Source organism: Maribacter sp., assembly GCF_039968975.1.
Classification (GTDB): Bacteria; Bacteroidota; Bacteroidia; order Flavobacteriales; family Flavobacteriaceae; genus Maribacter.
This window is the reverse complement of record NZ_JBDVOT010000085.1, coordinates 1-22,026: the sequence shown is the minus strand read 5'-3', so window position 1 is coordinate 22,026 and position 22,026 is coordinate 1. Positions and strand designations below refer to the sequence as shown.

The window sequence follows — 22,026 nt, the reverse complement described above, 5'->3', positions numbered from 1 at the left end:
TAGAAATGAGAAACGTATGCTTCAGGAGGCGGTAGATTCTTTGTTTGATAACACAAGAAAGGCTTCTGCTGTAAAGACCGAATCTAACAGGCCATTGAAATCACTTTCAGATTCATTGAAAGGTAAGCAAGGTCGTTTCCGTCAAAACTTACTTGGTAAGCGTGTTGATTACTCTGCACGTTCGGTAATTGTTGTAGGTCCAGAATTGAACTTATACGAGTGTGGTCTTCCAAAAGATATGGCTGCTGAATTGTACAAACCATTTGTGATCAGAAAACTGATTGAAAGAGGTATTGTTAAAACAGTAAAGTCTGCTAAGAAAATAATAGACAAAAAAGAGCCCGTAGTTTGGGATATTTTAGAGAATGTATTGAAAGGTCACCCAGTTTTATTGAACAGGGCTCCTACATTACACCGTCTAGGTATTCAAGCATTCCAACCAAAATTAATAGAAGGTAAAGCAATACGTCTTCACCCATTGGCATGTACTGCATTTAATGCGGATTTTGATGGGGATCAAATGGCGGTTCACTTACCATTAGGACCAGAAGCTATTTTAGAAGCACAATTATTGATGCTTGCTTCTCAAAATATATTAAACCCTGCTAATGGTTCACCTATTACGGTACCATCACAGGATATGGTCTTGGGTCTTTATTATATGACCAAAGAGCGTAAATCAACACCAGAAGTTCCAATTATTGGTGAAGGTTTGACTTTTTACTCAGCAGAAGAGGTAGAGATTGCTTTCAATGAAGGTATGGTAAATCTTAATGCAGGTATAAAAGTTAGAGCTAAGGATTTCAATGAAGAAGGTGAACTGGTTTATAAAATTATTCCTACAACCGTTGGTCGTGTATTATTTAATAATCACGTTCCAGAAGAGGCAGGTTTTATTAACCAAGTATTGAATAAGAAAGCCTTAAGAAATATTATTGGTGATATTTTAGCCGTAACAAGTGTACCAGTTACAGCTGCATTCTTAGATAAGATTAAGACTATGGGTTATGAATTCGCTTTCAAAGGTGGATTGTCCTTTAGTTTAGGGGATATTATTATTCCTGCTGAGAAGATGGACATGATTGGTGAAGCCAATGTTCAGGTAGATGGTATTATGGCCAATTATAATATGGGTCTTATTACCAACAACGAAAGATATAATCAGGTTATTGATGTTTGGACATCTACTAACGCTCAATTAACTGAGTTGGCTATGAAACGTATCCGTGAGGATCAGCAAGGTTTCAACTCGGTGTATATGATGCTTGATTCTGGTGCGAGGGGTTCTAAAGAACAGATTCGTCAGTTAACAGGTATGCGTGGTTTAATGGCTAAGCCTAAAAAATCTACTGCCGGTGGTGGGGAGATTATTGAAAACCCGATTCTTTCTAACTTTAAGGAAGGTCTTTCTATTCTTGAGTACTTTATTTCTACTCACGGTGCTCGTAAGGGTCTTGCGGATACCGCTTTGAAAACGGCAGATGCAGGTTACTTGACAAGAAGGTTAGTTGATGTTTCTCAAGATGTAATTATTAATACAGAAGATTGTGGAACACTTAGAGGTGTAGAAGTTCAGGCACTTAAGAAGAATGAAGAAATCGTTGAAAGCTTAGGTGAAAGAATTTTAGGTCGTGTGTCATTACATGATGTATATAACCCAATGACTGAAGAGTTAGTTCTTCAAGCGGGTCAGCAAATTATGGAAGCTGATGTGAAGAGGGTAGAAGCTTCTCCGATTGAAAAAATCGAAGTTCGTTCAGCGCTTACATGTGAGGCTGAAAAGGGAATATGTGCTAAATGTTATGGTAGAAACCTTTCTACCAATAAAATGGTACAAAGAGGTGAAGCCGTTGGTGTTGTTGCTGCTCAATCAATTGGTGAGCCAGGAACTCAGCTTACACTTAGAACGTTCCACGTAGGTGGTATTGCAGGTAACATTTCTGAAGATAATAAATTAGAAGTAAGATTCTCAGGTATTGCTGAAATTGAAGACCTTAGAACTGTAACAGGTGAAGGTTCTGATGGTAATCCTGCAGAAATTGTGATTTCTAGAACAAGTGAAATAAAAGTTGTAGATGCTAAAACGGGTATTACTTTAAGTACAAGTAATATACCTTACGGTTCTCAATTATTTGTTAAGAACGGAGCTAAGGTTACTAAAGGTGATGTAATTTGTTCTTGGGATCCATATAACGGTGTAATTGTTTCTGAATTCCCAGGTAAGATTGCTTACGAAAACATTGAGCAAGGTGTAACTTATCAAGTAGAAATTGATGAGCAGACCGGTTTCCAAGAGAAAGTGATTTCAGAATCTAGAAACAAGAAGTTGATTCCAACATTATTGATTCAAGATGCTAAAGGTGAAACTTTACGTTCGTATAACCTACCGGTAGGTTCTCACATTATGGTTGATGATGGAGATAAGATTAAAGAAGGTAAAACTTTGGTTAAGATTCCACGTAAGTCTGCTAAGGCAGGTGATATTACTGGTGGTCTTCCAAGAGTTACTGAATTATTCGAAGCAAGAAATCCATCAAATCCAGCTGTAGTATCTGAAATTGATGGTGTAGTTTCTTTTGGTAAGATTAAGAGAGGTAACAGAGAAATTATCATTGAATCTAAATTAGGTGAGGTGAAGAAATATCTTGTAAAACTTTCTAATCAAATCTTAGTTCAGGAAAATGATTATGTAAGAGCGGGTATGCCATTATCAGATGGTTCTATTACTCCAGAAGATATCTTGGCAATTAAAGGTCCATCAGCTGTACAACAGTACTTAGTAAATGAAGTGCAGGAAGTTTATAGATTACAAGGTGTGAAGATTAATGATAAGCACTTTGAAGTCGTTGTTAGGCAAATGATGCGTAAAGTAAGAATTCAAGATCCGGGTGATACTATCTTCTTAGAGAATCAATTGATTCATAAAGATGATTTCATTAGAGAGAATGATGAAATCTTTGGTAAGAAAGTAGTAATGGAAGCGGGTGATTCTGATAACCTTAAACCAGGTCAAATTGTTACTCCTAGAGAGTTAAGAGATGAAAATTCTTTATTGAGACGTGGAGATAAGGCACTGGTTGAAGCTAGAGACGCTGTTTCGGCAACTGCAACACCAATACTACAAGGTATTACTAGAGCATCATTACAGACGAAATCATTTATTTCTGCTGCATCGTTCCAAGAAACAACTAAAGTATTAAATGAGGCTGCTGTAAGTGGTAAGATTGATACATTAGAAGGTCTTAAGGAGAATGTTATTGTTGGTCATAAGATTCCGGCTGGTACGGGTATGAGAGACTATGATAGCATAATCGTTGGCTCTAAGGAAGAATATGATGAAATAATGGCCAGAAAAGAGGCATTAAGATTCTAAATTTATAGTAACCCTCAAATTTTATTTGGGGGTTATTTTTTTAATAAAATTATAGTATGAGTGACAATAAAAATCCGAATCAAAAACAAATAAATATTGAATTGGATGAGAAGATGGCAGAAGGAATTTATTCTAATCTGGCTATTATTAATCATTCAGTTTCTGAATTTGTAGTTGATTTTATTAGTATGATGCCAGGAGCACCAAAGGCAAAGGTTAAAAGTAGAATTATACTTACCCCGCAACATGCTAAAAAGTTTCTAAAAGCATTAAACGATAATGTGCAAAGGTTTGAGAAAGCCAATGGAACTATAAAAGATTATGAACAACCATCAATACCAATGAATTTTGGTCCTACCGGTGAAGCATAAAAAAAAGCCCAACTTATAAGTTGGGCTTTTTTTTATTCAAATTCAGAGGTGAAATGAAACTTTACTGATGGATATTTTTGTTGAGTCATTTGTAAGGAGAATTGAGAATCCGCTAGAAATACTAATTGACCCTTTTTATCCTTTGCTAAGAATTTCTGTTTCACACGTTCAAATTCTTTGAACTCATCTGTCTTTCTGTTTTCTGTGCCTACCCAACATGCTTTATGAACATTAAAGTTCTCATAACTACATTTGGCACCATATTCATGCTCAAGTCTGTATTGAATAACTTCAAATTGTAAAGCACCAACAGTTCCAATAATTTTTCTACCATTCAGTTCTAGCGTAAATAACTGGGCTACACCTTCGTCCATTAATTGGTCTATACCTTTATTAAGCTGCTTAGACTTCATTGGATCTGCATTGTTGATATATCTGAAATGTTCAGGAGAAAAGCTCGGAATACCTTTGTAATGAAGATTTTCGCCTTCTGTTAATGTATCCCCGATTTTGAAATTTCCTGTATCATGCAAGCCAACGATGTCTCCAGGGTAAGAGTAATCTACAATCTCTTTCTTTTCTGCAAAAAATGCATTTGGACTAGAAAATTTCAACTTTTTGCCATTTCTAACATGTAGGTATGGTTTATTTCGTTCAAAAGTACCCGATACTATTTTTATAAATGCTAGTCTGTCCCTGTGTTTAGGGTCCATATTGGCATGAATTTTAAATACAAATCCGGTCATCGCATTCTCATCAGCTTCTACCAGCCGCTCCTCGGCATTTTTAGCACGTGGAGTAGGGGCTATTTGAACAAAGCAATCTAACAACTCTCTAACTCCAAAATTATTTAGTGCAGAACCAAAGAAAACAGGTTGCTGATCACCTTTTAAGTAAAGCTCTTTGTCAAAACTTGGGTAAACACCCCAAACTAAATCTAAATTATCTCTTAAGTCATTGGCTGCTTTGCTTCCTATTATATCGTCTAATTCTGGATTTGTAACATCATCAAACGCAATAGTTTCCTCTATATTTTTTTTACTATCACCACTAAATAGATTTATGTTTTTTTCGAAAATGTTATAAATACCTTTAAAATCGTACCCCATTCCAATAGGAAAACTCAAAGGAGTAACTGAAAGTCCTAGTTTTTGTTCTAATTCGTCTAAAAGGTCAAAAGCATCTTGCCCTTCTCTATCTAATTTATTTATGAATACCAACATGGGTATCTTTCGCATACGACATACTTCGACCAACTTTACGGTTTGCTCTTCAACACCTTTAGCAACATCTATTACAACTATAACACTATCGACAGCGGTTAAAGTTCTAAAGGTATCTTCTGCAAAATCTTTGTGACCAGGTGTGTCAAGAATGTTAATTTTCTTATCCTTGTAGTTAAAGGCAAGAACAGAGGTGGCTACAGAAATACCTCTTTGTCTTTCGATTTCCATAAAATCACTTGTAGCTGTTTTTTTTATCTTATTATTTTTAACAGCCCCAGCTTCTTGAATTGCACCACCAAAGAGTAATAGTTTTTCAGTTAATGTAGTCTTTCCTGCATCTGGGTGAGAAATTATACCGAATGTTCGTCTGCGTGCTATTTCTTGCTTAAAGGTCATATTCAAAATTTGTGCAAAAGTAATACAAATTCAATTCTTAATATTTAGGGAGTTATATAGATATTCTTGTTTTTTTTAATGCATAAAAAACTGTCTAATTGAATGTTACGTTTTTTAACGTGGACTTTTTACATTTTTTTTATTATTTAATGGTCTTTTTTTTGAGATTACTCGTACATAATATTGAAATGTTAAATATTCTTAATTAGATATGACGCTTTCTCTTCCGATTATCCTTTTATTACTATGGTTAGTCGAAAAAGAATTTGAGTTAATTTAATTATAATATATCTTTACATTGTTAAATAAGATTGCCCCACTTTCTTATAACGAACAATTTAAAACACTACCAAATGCCATGGTGATTAGTAAAACACTAACACTTATGGGTAAAATTACTTTTACATTACGTAAACCTTCATTAATAAAAGGTTTATTTCTTTTTTCTACGTTATTTTTAACACTTTCTTTTTCATCTTTGAAAAATATAGAAAACAATGCTATAGATGTGTTTTCTGTTGATACGGATGGGGATGGTGTGCTTGATTCTGAAGATATTGATGACGATGGGGATGGGATTATTGATACAAAAGAAGACTTGAATCTTGACGGTGATTTTAATCATCTTACAAATTCAACTGATAGTGATGGTGACGGTATTCCAAATTATTTAGATGTTGACTCTGATAATGATGGAGTTTTGGATAATATAGAAGCTCAAGTTTCCAATAATATTATTTTGCCTTCTGGTATTGATGATAATGCAAATGGATTAGACGATGTTTATGAAAATATGCTTTCTGATGGTTTGGTGTCAGTTGATACTGATGGTGATACAGTTCCAGATTATTTAGATGTTGATTCTGATAATGATGGAATTTTTGATAATCTTGAGTCTAGTGAGTTAAGTACAGATTTTGACTGTAATACAGTACCTCAGTTAAATTTTAGTAATCCGCCTACTTTAGAATCCGGCTCGGAATTAAGTGAAGGTGCTGTTTATAGGTTTTCGAATATATCGGAAAATCTTGATGCTTTAGTGACAATAGAAACTGTTGTTAATGGTCAAATAAGTACTTTAGATCAAAATTCTATAGATCCTGAATTTTTCAAACCTGAAATACAATTCACTACAACCGATGAAATTAGACGCCCGTTTGTTGATTTACGTATTTCAATGGTTAGGGCAGGAACTTCCGAGAGTGTGTTTTTAGATGAGCTAATTGCTAATTTTATTGACGTAGATGGTAATGACCAATATCAAGAATTTAATAGATTTGATACGCCTGCTAGTTATACCTATGATAATCCAACTGATGTAGGGATTAATTACACTTCTGGTGGTCTTTTAATTAATGGTGGTTTAACGGAATATGATGGTATTTCTAATTCAAATCCATCGGTGAATGTTACTGTTGAATTCGTAAATATTAATACGTTCGTTTTTCGTTTTGGTATCGAAACTCAATCTAATGAGAATTTCACTACTAATGTTCCTAGGCAATCAGGAATTCAGTTTTCATGCTTAGATAATTATTCTAATCCTCAAACAGTTTCTTTTAGTGATGATGTTGATTCTGATTCCGATGGATTCCCGGACAGGGTTGATATCGATAGTGACGATGATGGCATTCCGGATAACGTGGAGGCCCAAACGACGGATGGTTACATAGCCCCTAACGAGGACGATGCCGAAACGTATACATCAAACGATGGTGTCAACAGTGCATATCCTGACGGACTTGCGCCAGTGAACACCGACGGTACCGATAATGAGGATTATATTGATTTGGACAGTGACAATGATTCTGTACCTGATAATAACGAAGGCAACGATTTCAATTTTGACGGAATCCCTGATCAGACCTTTACAGGAGTGGATACCGATGGAGATGGACTTGACGACGGTTACGAAGGTTCGGATATCAATGACGGTTTCGATGTTAACGATGAGATAAACGATCCAGCGAACGACTTACCTGATACCGATGGTACGGAGGATGTGAATTACCGTGATCTTGATGACGATGGCGATGGAATTGATACACCGGACGAGGACGCGAACAATGATGGTGATCCTACCAATGACGATAGTGATAATGATGGCATTCCTGATTACTTGGATCCTGACAGTCCTGGACCTGATACTGATGGCGATGGAGTTCCTGACAGTGCGGACCTTGATGATGATAACGATGGAATCTTGGACAGTGTCGAGGACCCTAATTTAGATGGTGATAACGACCCTTTGACAGATCCATTGGATACGGACAATGATGGAATACCTAACCACTTGGATATCGATAGTGACGATGATGGCATTCCGGATAACGTGGAGGCCCAAACGACGGATGGTTACATAGCCCCTAACGAGGACGATGCTGCAACTTATGTATCTAATAATGGCGTCAACAGTGCATATCCTGACGGACTTACACCTGTTAATACGGATGGTGTCGATAATGAGGATTATATTGATTTGGACAGTGACAATGATTTGGTTTTTGATAATAACGAAGGCAACGATTTCAATTTTGACGGAATCCCTGATCAGACATTTACAGGAGTGGATACCGATGGAGATGGACTTGACGACGGTTACGAAGGTTCGGATATCAATGACGGTTTCGATGTTAACGATGAGATAAACGATCCAGCGAACGACTTACCTGATACCGATGGTACGGAGGATGTAAATTACCGTGATCTTGATGACGATGGTGATGGAATTGATACACCGGACGAGGACGCGAACAATGATGGTGATCCTACCAATGACGATAGTGATAATGATGGTATTCCTGATTACTTAGACCCCGATACAGTACCTATGGATGATTTGGATGCTATTGATGATACAGTTTCTACTCCAATTGATACTCCAATAGAAATAAATATACTTGATAATGATTTTGGTATTCCTACTGATGGAACGTTGACTGTAACTGAACCATCAAATGGTATAGTTGAGATTAATGATGGGGGTACACCTGATGATATATCTGATGATACTATCATTTATACTCCAAATGATGGTTTTGAAGGTACAGAAATTATCGAGTATACGGTTTGTGATGCCGAAGGGAATTGTGATACGGCTACAATAACAATTACAGTAGGAGATCCGGTAGTACTAGATGTTGTAGATGATACAGTTTCTACTCCAATTGATACTCCAATAGAAATAAATATACTAGATAATGATTTTGGCATACCTACCGATGGAACTTTGACTGTAACCGAACCATCAAATGGTGTAGTTGAGATTAATGATGGGGGTACACCTGATGATATTTCAGATGATACTATAACATATATTCCAAATGATGGTTTTGAAGGTACAGAAATTATCGAGTATACGGTTTGTGATGCCGAAGGGAATTGTGATACGGCTACAATAACAATTATAGTAGGAGATCCGGTAGCGCTAGATGTTGTAGATGATTCTGTATCTACTCTAGTTGATACTCCAATTGAAATAGATATTTTGGACAATGATTTTGGCATTCCTACAGATGGAACGTTAACTGTTACCGATCCATCAAATGGGACTATTGAAGTTAATGATGGAGGTACACCTGATGATATATCTGATGATACTATCATTTATACTCCAAATGAAGGATTCGAAGGAACCGAAACTATCGAATATACTGTTTGTGATTCATTAGGTAATTGTGATACTGCAACTGTTGAAATATTAGTTGTAGATAATGATCCTACGGAAACAGACGATAATCCAATTGAAGTGAATCAAATGGTGACTCCAAATGGTGATGGTAGAAACGAATTCTTATTCATTAGAGGTGTAGATAAAATTCGTAGTAGTACCTTGAAAATATTTAATAGATGGGGTGTTGCAGTTTATGAAGGTGAAAACTATAATAATCAAAATAATGTATTTGACGGCAGATCAAGAGGAAGGTCTACGCTAAGCACAGATGAATATCTACCCGCGGGAATATATTTCTATATATTTGATTATACCACCTTTGAAGGGGAAAACATAGTTGATAGTGAATATCTTTACATTAGTAGATAATAGTTTATAAAATATGAATATTAAAAATAAGTTCTTAATCCTTATTGGAGGTTCATTACTCATGTTTAGTAGTGCAATTGCCCAACAAGATGCTCAGTATACACAATACATGTTTAATACCATGAGTGTCAATCCTGCTTATGCTGGTTCTAGGGGTCAGTTAAGTATTACAGGACTTTATCGATCTCAATGGGTAGGTTTGGAAGGAGCGCCAAAGACGCAAACGTTAAATATTCAATCTCCTATAAGAAATAGTAAACTTGGTTATGGAGTTTCCATTGTTAATGACGAAATAGGTAATGGAGTTGTTCAAGAAACTTATTTTGATGCAGTTATATCTTATACCATTGATGTTTCTGCGGAGGGTAAGTTATCATTTGGTTTAAAGGCAGGGGGTAATTTATTGAATTTAGATTTTAACCAACTTCGTAATTTTGATTCTGAACCTGTAGATTCTGAAAATATTGAAAATAGATTTTCGCCAAATGTTGGTGTTGGTCTTTATTACCATTCTAATGCATTTTATGCAGGTCTTTCTGCACCAAATTTATTTCAGACCGAACATTTTGATAATTCTCAAAGGGATGCTAATAGCGTTCAATTTTTATCAAAAGAAAGAATTAATTTCTATTTAATTACAGGTTACGTTTTTGATTTGAATGGAAATTTAAAATTTAAGCCGGCATTATTAACTAAAGTCGTTGGCGGAGCGCCATTACAGGTTGATTTTTCAGCAAATTTTATGTTTAATGAGAAATTTACTTTTGGGGCGGCGTATAGATGGGATGCTGCGGTAAGTGCAATGGCTGGATTTCAAATTTCAGATCAAATCATGATTGGTTTAGCTTACGATAGAGAAACTACAGATTTAGGAGGTACACAATTTAACGATGGGTCATTTGAAGTACTCTTAAGATATGAATTAGTAAAATCATTTCAAAAATTGGTTTCACCTCGTTTTTTCTAAATGGCAAACTTACATATGAAGTATAAAGTAAAATTTTTAATTGTAGTCTTATTATTTATCCAAGGATTGGCAAATGCTCAAGAGCGACTAATTCAAAAAGGTAATGAGAAGTTTGATTCATATTCCTTTAGTCCTGCAATAGATATTTATAAAAAGGTAATGGATAAAGGGTATGTTTCGGCAGACTTATTAAGAAAATTAGGTAATTCATATTATTATAATGCGGATTACTCTGACGCTGCGGAAACATACAAAAAATTAGTGGCAGATTATTCTTCAGAAGTTACACCTGAGGATTATTTTAAATATGCTCAGTCATTAAAGACGATAGGTGAGTACGATACTTCTAAGTCTATAATGAACAAATTTATAGAAGTAACTAAAAGTGATGGTCGCGCAACTGCATTTGAAGAAGAACGAGATTTCATGTCAGAAATAGAAGAGAATTCTGGTAGGTATAATTTAGGACCTTTTGAGTATAATTCTCCTTATTCTGATTTTGCTCCTTCATTTTATAAGGAGGGATTGATTTTTTCTTCGGATAGGGATACCGGTAATTTTGCTAGATATCGCCATACTTGGAATGCTAAAGATTTTTTAGACCTTTATGTGGTAAATTCAGATAGTTCTACAGTTGATCATGTAAAGAAACTTGATGACAATATAAATACACGTTACCATGAGTCGACTTCTGTGGTTACCAAAGATGGTAAGACAATGTATTTTACACGAAATAATTCCGAAAAAAGAAAAACGGTAAAGGATGATAAAGGTATTGTTAGATTAAAAATTCTAAGAGCGGTATTAAGTGATGAAGGTATATGGGGAAAAGTTGAAGAATTACCTTTTAACAGTGATTCATATTCTGCTGCTAATCCAGCTCTAAGTCCAGATGAGAAAACTTTATATTTTGTGTCGGATATGCCAGGTACTCTTGGTGCTTCTGACTTATACATGGTTTCGATTAACGAAGACCGAACTTTTGGTACTCCTCAAAATTTAGGCGCAAATATCAATACAGAAGCAAGAGAAACTTTTCCATATATCACAAGTGAAGAAATATTATATTTTTCTTCAGACGGTCATCCAGGTTTAGGAGGATTGGATGTATTCGCAACAAAAGTTCAAAGACAAGATTTTACAGGTAAAGTTCTAAATGTGGGTAAGCCTGTGAACAGCAACAGCGATGATTTTACCTTTATATTCAATGAAGAGCTTAGGACGGGATATGTAGCATCAAACCGTGCAGAGGGTATGGGTTATGATGATATTTATAGTTTTACAGAGACGAGACCGCTAGAGTTTGATTGCCTTCAGAAAATTACTGGAACAGTAAGGGATAAAATTTCAAATGACGTATTGGTTGGGTCTACTGTTAAGGTAATAGATGAAAATAATGAAGAATTATTATCTACAATTACCGATTCTGATGGTAATTATAGTCTTGAGTTAGATTGTACAAAAGGAAACTTTGTAAGAGCACTGATGGAGGGGTATGTCCCTTTTGAAGAATACATAGGTGAATCTGACGGCAAACCAAAAATTATAGATTTTTATCTTGAAAGAGACAATATTACCGGTGGATTTGGAGATGATTTATCAAAGCTTCTTCAACTAAGTACTATTTATTTTGACTTCGATAAATATAATATTAGAAAGGATTCTGAAATAGAGGTAGAAAAAGTAATTGCTGCTATGGAAAAATATCCTAGTTTGAAGATAAAGGTTAATGCACATACTGATAGTAGAGGTACTAAGGAATATAACTTATGGTTATCTCAAAAAAGAGCAGAATCTACAGTTAATTATATGATTAAAAAGGGTATTTCAAAAGACAGATTAGTCTATGAAGGTTTTGGTGAAACGAAATTATTAAATGAATGCTCAGATGGTGTAAAATGTGCTGCGGCTAAACATGATTTAAATAGAAGGTCAGAGTTTATAATATTAGAATAAAACGTACACTAAATTAAATACAAAGCGATCAATATTATTTGATCGCTTTTTTGTTATATAAATTCTTGTAACCATTTGTTTATAGAGAGTTCATCGATAAAATGCTAAATATATATTAACATTTATTTAGCATTTATTAAATGTTATACAACAAGAAATTACCCCTTCACTAGTACTAAGTCCTATTTGACAACAAATTTTCTTCTTTTGCTACTTACCATGTTAATTTTGTGGGTGTTACAGATGCCTAAATGTTATTTGTAATTAGGTTACCCTATTTTATTAACTATGAGTTTTAGACAGTTATGTAATATCGTTTTAATTTTTCTTTGTGCTACGACATTTTACGCACAAGAAACATATTTAGATACGTTTACAAGTACTTCATATGCTATAAACAACGGTACTCAAAATTTTAGTTCAAACTGGATTGAGCAAAATGATAATAATGGAGCTTCTGGTGGTAGTATTAGAATAACTGGAGGTCGATTACGATTTAGGAATAGTGATGATGGGTGGATCTATAGATTCGTGCCATTGTCAGGTGCTTCCACTGCTACGCTTACTTTAGATTATGATGCGAATTCCGCAGGTGGAGAGGCTATAGATGTGTATATATATAATTCAGACACAAATAATTGGAATTTTATACAAAGATTAGGTAGTGGAATAGGTACTGTATCTTATAATTTAACCGCCGCTGAAATTGCATCTAACCCTGCCGTTATTTTCTTTCCTGCAGATACCAATTGGACTAATAATACTAATATCATATATATAGATAACGTTCAGTTTACGGCTACATTCGGTTCAGAGGTATTGGTAGATGATGTTACCGTTGATGAAAGTGCAGGAACAGCTACGTTTACAGTAAGACATGGCGGTAGTGCCGCTAGTGGTCCATATTCTGTTGACTATACAACTACGGATATTTCTGCAATTGCAGGACAAGATTACGCAGCATCTAGTGGTACATTAAATTTTGATGGAACTATTTTTGATACGGAAACTATAACTGTTTTTATTACGGAAGATACCATTTTTGAGGGGGATGAAACTTTTTCATTTTCATTTACAAATACATCAGACTCAAATGTTGATATTACTGATACAGCAATAGGTACAATCCTCGCTAATGATGCCTTAATTATTACAGATGGAGGCTCTGCCTCGACTTGTGACGATATATTTCTAGATTCTGGTGGTATTAATAATTATTCTGATAATGAAGATATTATATATACTATTTGTCCAGACACAGCAGATAATTATACACAGGTTAATTTTGATCAGTTTGATGTAATCCCTGGAGATATATTATATATATATGATGGAAATAATACTGGTGCTACATTATTAGGTCAATTTGATAATGATAATGTGCCATCCCAAGTTTTTGCGTCTAATAGTGATGGATGTTTAACTTTTAGATTTACTTCTAATAATAACACAACTGGCAATGGTTGGCAAGCTACAGTAAGTTGTTCACCTCCTGGTCCAAAAATTGTGGTTGAAGATGTTTATATTGATGAAGATGCTGGTAGTGCTATATTTACTGTAACTCATGTGCGTGATGCACACGGTTATCAATCCTTCTTTTTTGGTTTTATTGAGACACCCTTTACGGTAGAGTATACCGTTAGTGATGGTACGGCTAACAATGGTAGTGACTACGTAACGGTGAATGGAACATTAACGTTTAGTGGAGATGTAGGAAATGTGCAAACATTCTCAGTTCCTATTATAGATGACGGAGTACCAGAATTAGTTGAGTACTTTACGGTTGGTTTTTCCGATGCTACAGCACAATACGCGACAGTAGATTATAGTGATACAGCTAGTGGTTTTATTAATTCACAAATATTAGCTAATGATCCATTAACATTATTTCAGGAGTTTGATGGGTATTTTGATTACTCTACAACAGGTGGTTCATTAAGAACTAATGATAATAATACAGATGCATGTTCTATAACAACATCATCTTCAAATACTTTAATAGCTCCAATACCTGACACAGGTACGATTAAAAAGGCATATTTATATTGGGCACATTCAAGTACAGTGGTAGATGGTGAAGTAGTTTTTGAAGGTCAAACCGTAAATGCTAATTTTCAATATCAAACCACCCTTACAAATAGAAATTTCTATGGGTATGTAAGTGATGTAACAGATATTGTAGCAGGTATTACTAATCCATCAACTAATGTCTTTGATTTTTCAGGATTATCGGTAGACAATTCTAATACCTATTGTTCTTCTGCTACGGTATTAGGAGGTTGGACCCTTTTTGTATTTTATGAAGATCCCAATTTACCTGCAGTAAATATTAATTTATATCAAGGTTTTGACGGTTTAAGTAATGAGGGAACATCATTTACACTAGATAGTTTTTATGCCATTGCTGGTGCGGGAGCAAAAGCTTCTTTTTTATCATGGGAAGGTGATTCTACTTTGGACGGAAGTAGTTCGGGAACAACTAACCCAAACGGGGAAAGACTATCCATAACAAATCAAGCCAATCAAGCTTTTGGATTAACGGGAGACGGAGGTCAAACAGGAAATAACGCTTATAATTCAACAATTTATGATAACACAGTAGCTCCAGATTATAATGTAAATACTACATACGGTTTAGACTTAGACACTTATGATATTTCTACATTTGTTTCTCCTGGAGATTCAGAAGTTACTGCAAATGTAGATGTTGGTCAAGATTTTGTTATTTCGGCAGCTGTGGTTTTAAAAGTACCCTCTAACTTAATTGCAGGTACTGTTTTTGAAGATGTAAACTATGGTGGGGGGCAAGGAAGAAATATGACTGATGCCAATGGCGTTGGTATATCAAATGCAATTGTAGAGTTATATGAGAGTGATGGTACTTTTGTAAGAAGAACAAATTCTAAAGTAGGTGGTGATTACAGTTTTGGTGGTATGGCCGATGGCGATTACTATGTTAAATTGGTAAACTCTACAGTTAGATCAAATAGAACTAACGGTATCAATTGCACTACGTGTGTTCCGGTACAAACATATAGAACTTACGGAGATGTAACTAATACGGTTGAAGTATTAACCGAGATAGGTGGCACCGATCCAACAGCATTTAGCGATTCTGCTTTAGGTGTTTTTGATGATTCTCAAAGTTTATCTTTAGTATCTATAGAAAGTAGTGGCGTTGCAAACATTGACTTTGGTTTCAATTTTAATACAATCGTAAATACTAATGAATTTGGTCAAGGTTCTCTTGAACAATTTATTTTAAACAGCAATACGTTAGGGGAAGTGGGGCTAGACATAGATGCTAATTCTATATTTGATCCTGTTTCAGAAGAAGATGTTTCTATTTTTATGATACCACCAACTGGTGATAGTTTTGGTAGAACTGCTGATGTAAATTTTAATGCCGACGGGTATTTTGATATACTTTTAGATAACGCAAATAATTTTTCCACAATAACAGGTACAAATACAAGTATTGATGGGAGAACACAAACTGCCTATTCTGGAAATTCAAATTCAGGCACAGTAGGTTCAGGTGGTGTTGGTATAGGTATTTCAAATACTGCATTACCAAATTATGATAGACCGGAAATTCAAATACATAGAAATGGTGGAGATGTTCTAGATTTAAATGGAACAAATGTAAGCATTAGGGGAGTATCTGCTTATGCAAATAATAATGCAGGTATTCGCGTTCAGGGAGGCACTGCAACTATTTCAAATAATTTAATAGGCGTAAATGCTGCCGGGTCAGGAGCTGGTAATATTGATTATGGTGTTGAACAGACTGATGGTGAAGTTACGATTACTGAAAATTATATAGCGTCAAACACAGATGCAGGTATTTATATAAATGGAGGAACAGGAAGTACAATTCAACTGAATAATTTAGAACTTAATGGAGATTCAGCTTGTTCGGATAATATTTTGATCGAAGACGGTGGAGCCATAATTATTCAAGAAAATTTAATAGAAACGGCTGCTGCATCAGGAATTGATATTGATGATGTAGACGGTGTAATCGTTTCAAACAATAACATACTATCATCAGGACGAAATGGTGGTAATTGTGGAGCAAACTACGAAGGTATGGCTATTAAGCTTACTGGTAATGGATCGGTTATAGAGCAAAATAGAATTTATTCTAATGGTAGTGAAGGTATAGTAGTCTTATCTGGTATATCAAATAGAATTAGCCAAAATAGTATATATGCAAACGGTACTGTTATTCCTAGCTTAGGTATTGATCTTAATATGGATGGGGTTACTCTTAATGACAATTCCGATTCTGATTCAGGTGCTAATAATTCACAAAATTTTCCAATTATTAATTCTGCTTTTATATCTGGAACCAACCTAGTAGTTATGGGTTGGGCATCACCTGGTAGTACTGTAGAGGTATTTTTTACAGATGTTAATGAAGGTACCGCTATTTTAGGAGATAATCAATTAGGACTTACCCAAGACTATGGTGAAGGTCAAACATACATAGGTGCGGCTGTTGAAGGTAGTGGAGATGACCAAGACGATTTAACTTCTTTGTATAATGATGCCGATGGTAATACAGATAATACTAATAAATACAAGTTTATTTTTCCTTTACCTTCTGGTACAGTTGTAGGAGATTTAATTACAACTACCGGAACAAGAAGTAACTCAACTTCCGAGTTTTCTCCAGAAATTATAATAAGTGCTTACACAGTAATTACTAATAGAAATATAACTTGTCGTATTAAAAGCAATTAAAAATAATGGTGAATTCTTATAGAGTAATACTTGTTCAAGCCTGTTTTTATAAGAGTTTTTAAATTATGCAACATCTTATTCAGTGTTAACAATGTCTTCAGGACCTTTGACAACAATTATTTTTAAACTCTATTTTATTGGTTGAATTTTATAGCATAGAATTATGCTAAATACTCCCCATATTAGCAGTTTAAAAATGTTTTAATGAAAATCTCTCTATTCAAGAGAATAAAATTACGATATATTGGCTTGTTAATATGTTCTTTACTATCAAGTATAGCATTACAAGCACAAACTACCTTCACCGAAAGTGCGGCCTCTTATGGTTTGGATTTAGGACAACCTAAAGATGGTGGTCATGCCTGGTCAGATTTTAATGGAGATGGTTTGATTGATGTTCTTGTCTTAGAAAATAATAATGCTGCAGGTGTAAAAAGTTTTTTAATGCAACAAGGTCCTGCTGGTACATTTACAAATGTACAACCTACTTTAGTTCCAGGTATGCTAGGTGATTGGGCAGAAAGACAAGCTGTTTGGGGAGATCTTAATGGTGATGGTCGTCCAGATTTCTTAATTAATTCTTCGGGAAATAATAACGCAAGAAAAGCAATACAAATTTTCATTCAAAATACAGATGGTACATTTGGTGATGGTGCAGGTGGTTTTGCTCCTATTACTATAGGTAGGACTGGAGCAACAATTACTATCCCTAATGTTAACTCAGAAGGTGCTGGTTTTTTTGATTTTGAAGGGGACGGTGATTTAGATGTGTTTTTTGATAACCATGGTTCCGGTATAGAAATTTTAAGAAATAACTATATTGATCATACAAACCATACGGTCGTGAATCCTGCGGCTAATGTATTATTTACCCTAATTACAACAGGTGATGGAAATGGCGTTACAGAATTTGGTTTAAATCAGTATGCAACTGATGGTGATTATGGTTCTGCCGCAGATGTTAATGATGATGGTTGGGTAGACATATTTATGCGTAAGCGTGATGAAAATGATTTTTTCCTCAACCAAGGTGGTACTTTCACGAATGGAGCAGATTTAGGTCAAGCAGAAAATGGAAATAAAGGAGCTACCGGTTTATGGGATTTGGATAATGACGGCGATTTAGATGCTGTTTGGACAGAAAATGGTCTAAACCAAATATATAGAAATGATGGACCAGGAATATGGACTCCCTTAGGATCAGCAACTTTTCCTGGATTACCACAACCTTCAAGCACTACTAGTGGAAGCTCTTCTAATGATATTGACGGTCTTGCAGCAGGTGATATTGATAACGATGGGGATATAGATATTTTATTTGTAGGTGATAGTAGAAGTTATTTGTATATAAATCAGTTAAATAGTCCTACACCAGCGCCTGGTGTTATTGGTAGTGGTGCTGCCATGAGCTTTTCATTAGATTCTGAGACATTTAATTCTGGAAATGGTGAGGGTACCACAATGATTGATATTGATGATGACGGAGATTTAGATATTTACATGAATATTAATGGAGGTGCAAATGAACTATTTATTAACAACCTACCAGCAGCAAATAGAAATAACCACTTATTAATTGATGTTTCTGAAGATAGAGGGGCTAATGGTAGTACTGGGGGGTTACCAGCAAGAGTAGCCATTGGTACCAATGTTTTAATAAAAGATTGTGAGGGTAATATAATAAGTGGATTAAGACAGGTGAATGGCGTATACGGTCATGGAACACAGAGTCCAGAAGAGGTACATTTTGGTTTGCCATTAGGAGAAAACGAAACGTATATCATAGAAGTTCGTTATCCAAATTTTTATGACTCATCTGAGCCAAGTGGTTTTTCTAGGTTAATATCAACAGTAATAGCACAGCCAAGTACAATTTCAGGAACCAATCATTATGAATTATCTACAACAGATGCTGAAATCGTAGAGAATGAAAATGCTCCAGAAGCAGAAGATGATACAGTTGTAGTTAATCAAGGAACAAATGTATCTATTCAAATTAGGTTATTTGATAATGATACTGAGCCAGATGGCGAAGATTTTTTTATAGAAAGTGTTACACAACCTACAGTAGGATCCGTAGTAATAGACGATGCAGATGCAGGTTTGGTTACGTATACGTATAACGAAACCGATTATTTTACAGGTGCAAATTTTGATTATACCATAACCGATTCTACAGTATCACTATGTCCTGCTTTAGGAAAAAGTGATACGGCAACAGTGTATATAGTAGAACCTTGTAGAGACCCTTCTGGTATTGATACAGATGGTGATGGTATTAATGATGTATGCGACCTTGACAATGATAATGATGGTATTCTTGATTATGATGAAGGTTGTGGTAATTTAATAATCAACCCTTCTTTTGAGATGCAAGATTTTACTGATCCAGTAACTTTTCCAGATGGGTTTACAGATGAATCGGGCACGTTTATAGGTGCTACTTATAATACCAATGAATTAACAGGCTGGAACTATACGACTAACTTAGATGGTTGGGTAGGTTTAGGAAGCCCTTCTTGGACTCCAGACATTTATGCTCCAGCATATCATGGAAATCAATACGTAGATGTTACAGGTAATAACAACGTTACGGGAGGGGTGAATAATACGCTTTCTCAAGAAGTAAGTACTGTAATTGGTGTCACCTATACGGTTTCTTTTTATTGGGGAGAAGATATAGGACATCAAGCTAACGGACCGGTAAGATTAGATATAGACATAGTTGATTCTTCAAATAATCATCTTATTGACGAGACTCTTAATCATACGGCAGAGGGGTGGGGAAATGGTGTAAGAGGACCAAAAACATGGTTGTATTATGAACGTAATTTTGTGGCAACAACAACGACAACGACCATAGAATTTTATGCTGAACCAGATGGTACTTCAAATGGAGCTGCGATAGATTTAGTAAGTCTGGCGCCAACAACGCAATGTTTAGATAGTGATGGTGATGGTACTCCAGATGCCTTAGATTTAGATAGTGACGGTGATGGTTGTTTTGACTCTTTAGAAGGGGAAGGTAATTTAGATTTTCCAGACCTTAATAATGATGGTTCTATTGCTGGTACTGTAGATGAAAATGGCGTTCCTGTGGCGGTTAATGGCGGACAAGGAAAAGGAAGTAGTGCTGACGACTCGGTTACTTCAGGTCTCTGTGATGACGATAATGATGGTGTCAATAATGCGAACGATAAATGTGAAGGCTTTGATGATACAATCGATGTTGACAATGATGGTGTTCCAGATAAATGTGACCTAGATAATGATAATGATGGTATTTTAGATGTCATAGAGTGTTCTCAATCTTCAGGAACAATCAACAACCACGATTTTGGGTATTGGATATTTAATTCTCCGGGTTGGACTGCTTCTGGACAACAATGGAATAGGAATGCAAATAGAGCTTGGTTTCCAGAATGGAACGGTACAGGTACCGCAAGTTTTTATCAAACCATAAATGTTACATCAGGTTCGGTTAATACAATTACTTTCGATGTAGGAGCAGATAATAGCTATGGTAAAGAAGTTACCCTAAATGTATTAATTGATGGTGTTCAGCAATTTACAGAAACTTCAAATCAAATAGTAACAAATAATGGAGGGCGTTCTCAAAATGATAATGAAATATTGAACATGACTACACGTTCATTTTCATTTGTTCCAACCGGTAATACTGTAGAACTTCGTTTTAACGGTGTTGCGACACAGACTAATCACGACAGAATGTACATTGATAATGTTACATTGAATCTGGGTTGTGGAGATTTGGATGGAGATGGAACTGCAGACATATATGATTTAGATAGCGATGGTGATGGTTGTTTTGATGCCTTGGAAGGAGATAATGGTTTAGACTTCTCTAATTTAAATAATGATGGCAGTATTTCTGGTGCAGTAGATGATAATGGTATTCCTATTATAGTTAGTGGAGGACAAGGTATAGGAAGTAGTGCAGATTATACGGTTACATCTGATTTATGTGATGACGACGGTGATGGAGTAAATAACGCAAATGATAAATGCCCTTATTTTGATGATAGTATAGATAGTGATAATGATGGTATTCCAGATGGTTGCGATGTAGATGATGATAATGATGGAATATCTGACTGTGAAGAATCGACAGAAAGCGTAGCTAATGAATTTGCTTGGACATTAAATAGTCCGGCCGGAGGTCTAGAAATGGATACCGATTACACTCCAGAAGTTACTGATTGGGTATTAGACAAAACAGGAACCATGCAGTTAAATACTTCAATTTTTGATGTAAATGGTAGTAATGTTCGAATAGAACCCTTAACCGCTACAAATAAAGGTGAAGCTGTAGCAAATGGCGACTATATTGAAGTATCTTTTACAACAGGCGCAGAAGTATCTTCGTTTGAATTAAGACAAATTAGATCTGGCTGGTTTCAACCAAATAGAGGAGATTCCTATAGAACAGCAACTGCATTTACAAGAGTAGGTTCTAATGCTTGGAATACACTGTCTACAGATGTATTGCATACAGATAATGGAAGTACATATGCATCATTTCAACATTTAAATGGAGGCTCTATTTATTTAGAGGCTAATACAGAATATGCTTTTAGGTTTTTTGTTTATGGACAGATTGATGATTCTTCAGAAAGCTACTCAATTTTTGATGATGTTGCTTTTGTGTTTACAGCCTGTAGGTCAGGAAATTTAGATGGAGATACAAATCCAAACCATTTAGATGATGATAGCGACGGTGATGGCTGTAATGATGCAGATGAAGCGTATGCAGATACCGCTGCAGATTCAGATAACAACGGTATGTTTGGTGCTGGTTCACCAGCAGTAAATGCAGATGGGTCTGTAGTTGATGCATCTTATGCTACCCCTGCAGATGGTGATAATGACGGTACTTACGACTTTTTACAAGTGACAGGTGCGCCAAGTATAACAGAAGAACCTAC

8 protein-coding genes are annotated in these 22,026 nt (G+C 35.4%); 7 read left to right on the top strand and 1 reads right to left on the bottom strand.

The window, feature by feature from the left end; genetic code table 11:
* A partial coding sequence (gene rpoC, locus ABJI11_RS06240) for a DNA-directed RNA polymerase subunit beta' (RefSeq protein ID WP_348350434.1) occupies window positions 1-3,373 on the top strand: 3,373 nt, incomplete at its 5' end.
* Window positions 3,374-3,429: 56 nt separating this feature from the next.
* Entirely contained in the window at window positions 3,430-3,744 is a 315-nt protein-coding gene (locus tag ABJI11_RS06235) for a DUF3467 domain-containing protein (protein WP_073247363.1), read from the top strand.
* A gap of 32 nt (window positions 3,745-3,776) precedes the next feature.
* Here the strand turns inward: ABJI11_RS06235 and ABJI11_RS06230 are convergent, their stop codons facing one another.
* Window positions 3,777-5,366, bottom strand: coding sequence for a peptide chain release factor 3 (locus tag ABJI11_RS06230; protein WP_348350432.1), 1,590 nt, complete (start codon window positions 5,364-5,366; stop codon window positions 3,777-3,779).
* A gap of 385 nt (window positions 5,367-5,751) precedes the next feature.
* On the opposite strand from ABJI11_RS06230, the gene ABJI11_RS06225 reads away from it, so the two are divergent.
* The 5 genes from ABJI11_RS06225 to ABJI11_RS06205 all read left to right on the top strand — a co-directional run.
* Window positions 5,752-9,408, top strand: coding sequence for an Ig-like domain-containing protein (locus ABJI11_RS06225; protein WP_348350430.1), 3,657 nt, complete (start codon window positions 5,752-5,754; stop codon window positions 9,406-9,408).
* Window positions 9,409-9,421: 13 nt separating this feature from the next.
* Complete coding sequence (locus tag ABJI11_RS06220; RefSeq protein WP_348350428.1) at window positions 9,422-10,375, top strand: type IX secretion system membrane protein PorP/SprF; 954 nt, start codon at window positions 9,422-9,424, stop codon at window positions 10,373-10,375.
* A 15-nt stretch (window positions 10,376-10,390) separates the two neighbouring features.
* Window positions 10,391-12,331, top strand: a complete 1,941-nt coding sequence (locus ABJI11_RS06215; protein WP_348350426.1) for an OmpA family protein — start codon at window positions 10,391-10,393, stop codon at window positions 12,329-12,331.
* A 288-nt stretch (window positions 12,332-12,619) separates the two neighbouring features.
* Complete coding sequence (locus ABJI11_RS06210; protein ID WP_348350424.1) at window positions 12,620-17,080, top strand: Calx-beta domain-containing protein; 4,461 nt, start codon at window positions 12,620-12,622, stop codon at window positions 17,078-17,080.
* 204 nt (window positions 17,081-17,284) lie between these two features.
* On the top strand, window positions 17,285-22,026 hold a 4,742-nt coding region (locus tag ABJI11_RS06205; RefSeq protein WP_348350422.1), incomplete at its 3' end, for an FG-GAP-like repeat-containing protein.

Coding starts and splice junctions, on each gene's coding strand:
- ABJI11_RS06235 (WP_073247363.1), top strand. CDS start 3,430: ATGAGTGACAATAAAAATCCGAATCAAAAACAAATAAATATTGAATTG.
- ABJI11_RS06230 (WP_348350432.1), bottom strand. CDS start 5,366: ATGACCTTTAAGCAAGAAATAGCACGCAGACGAACATTCGGTATAATT.
- ABJI11_RS06225 (WP_348350430.1), top strand. CDS start 5,752: ATGGGTAAAATTACTTTTACATTACGTAAACCTTCATTAATAAAAGGT.
- ABJI11_RS06220 (WP_348350428.1), top strand. CDS start 9,422: ATGAATATTAAAAATAAGTTCTTAATCCTTATTGGAGGTTCATTACTC.
- ABJI11_RS06215 (WP_348350426.1), top strand. CDS start 10,391: ATGAAGTATAAAGTAAAATTTTTAATTGTAGTCTTATTATTTATCCAA.
- ABJI11_RS06210 (WP_348350424.1), top strand. CDS start 12,620: ATGAGTTTTAGACAGTTATGTAATATCGTTTTAATTTTTCTTTGTGCT.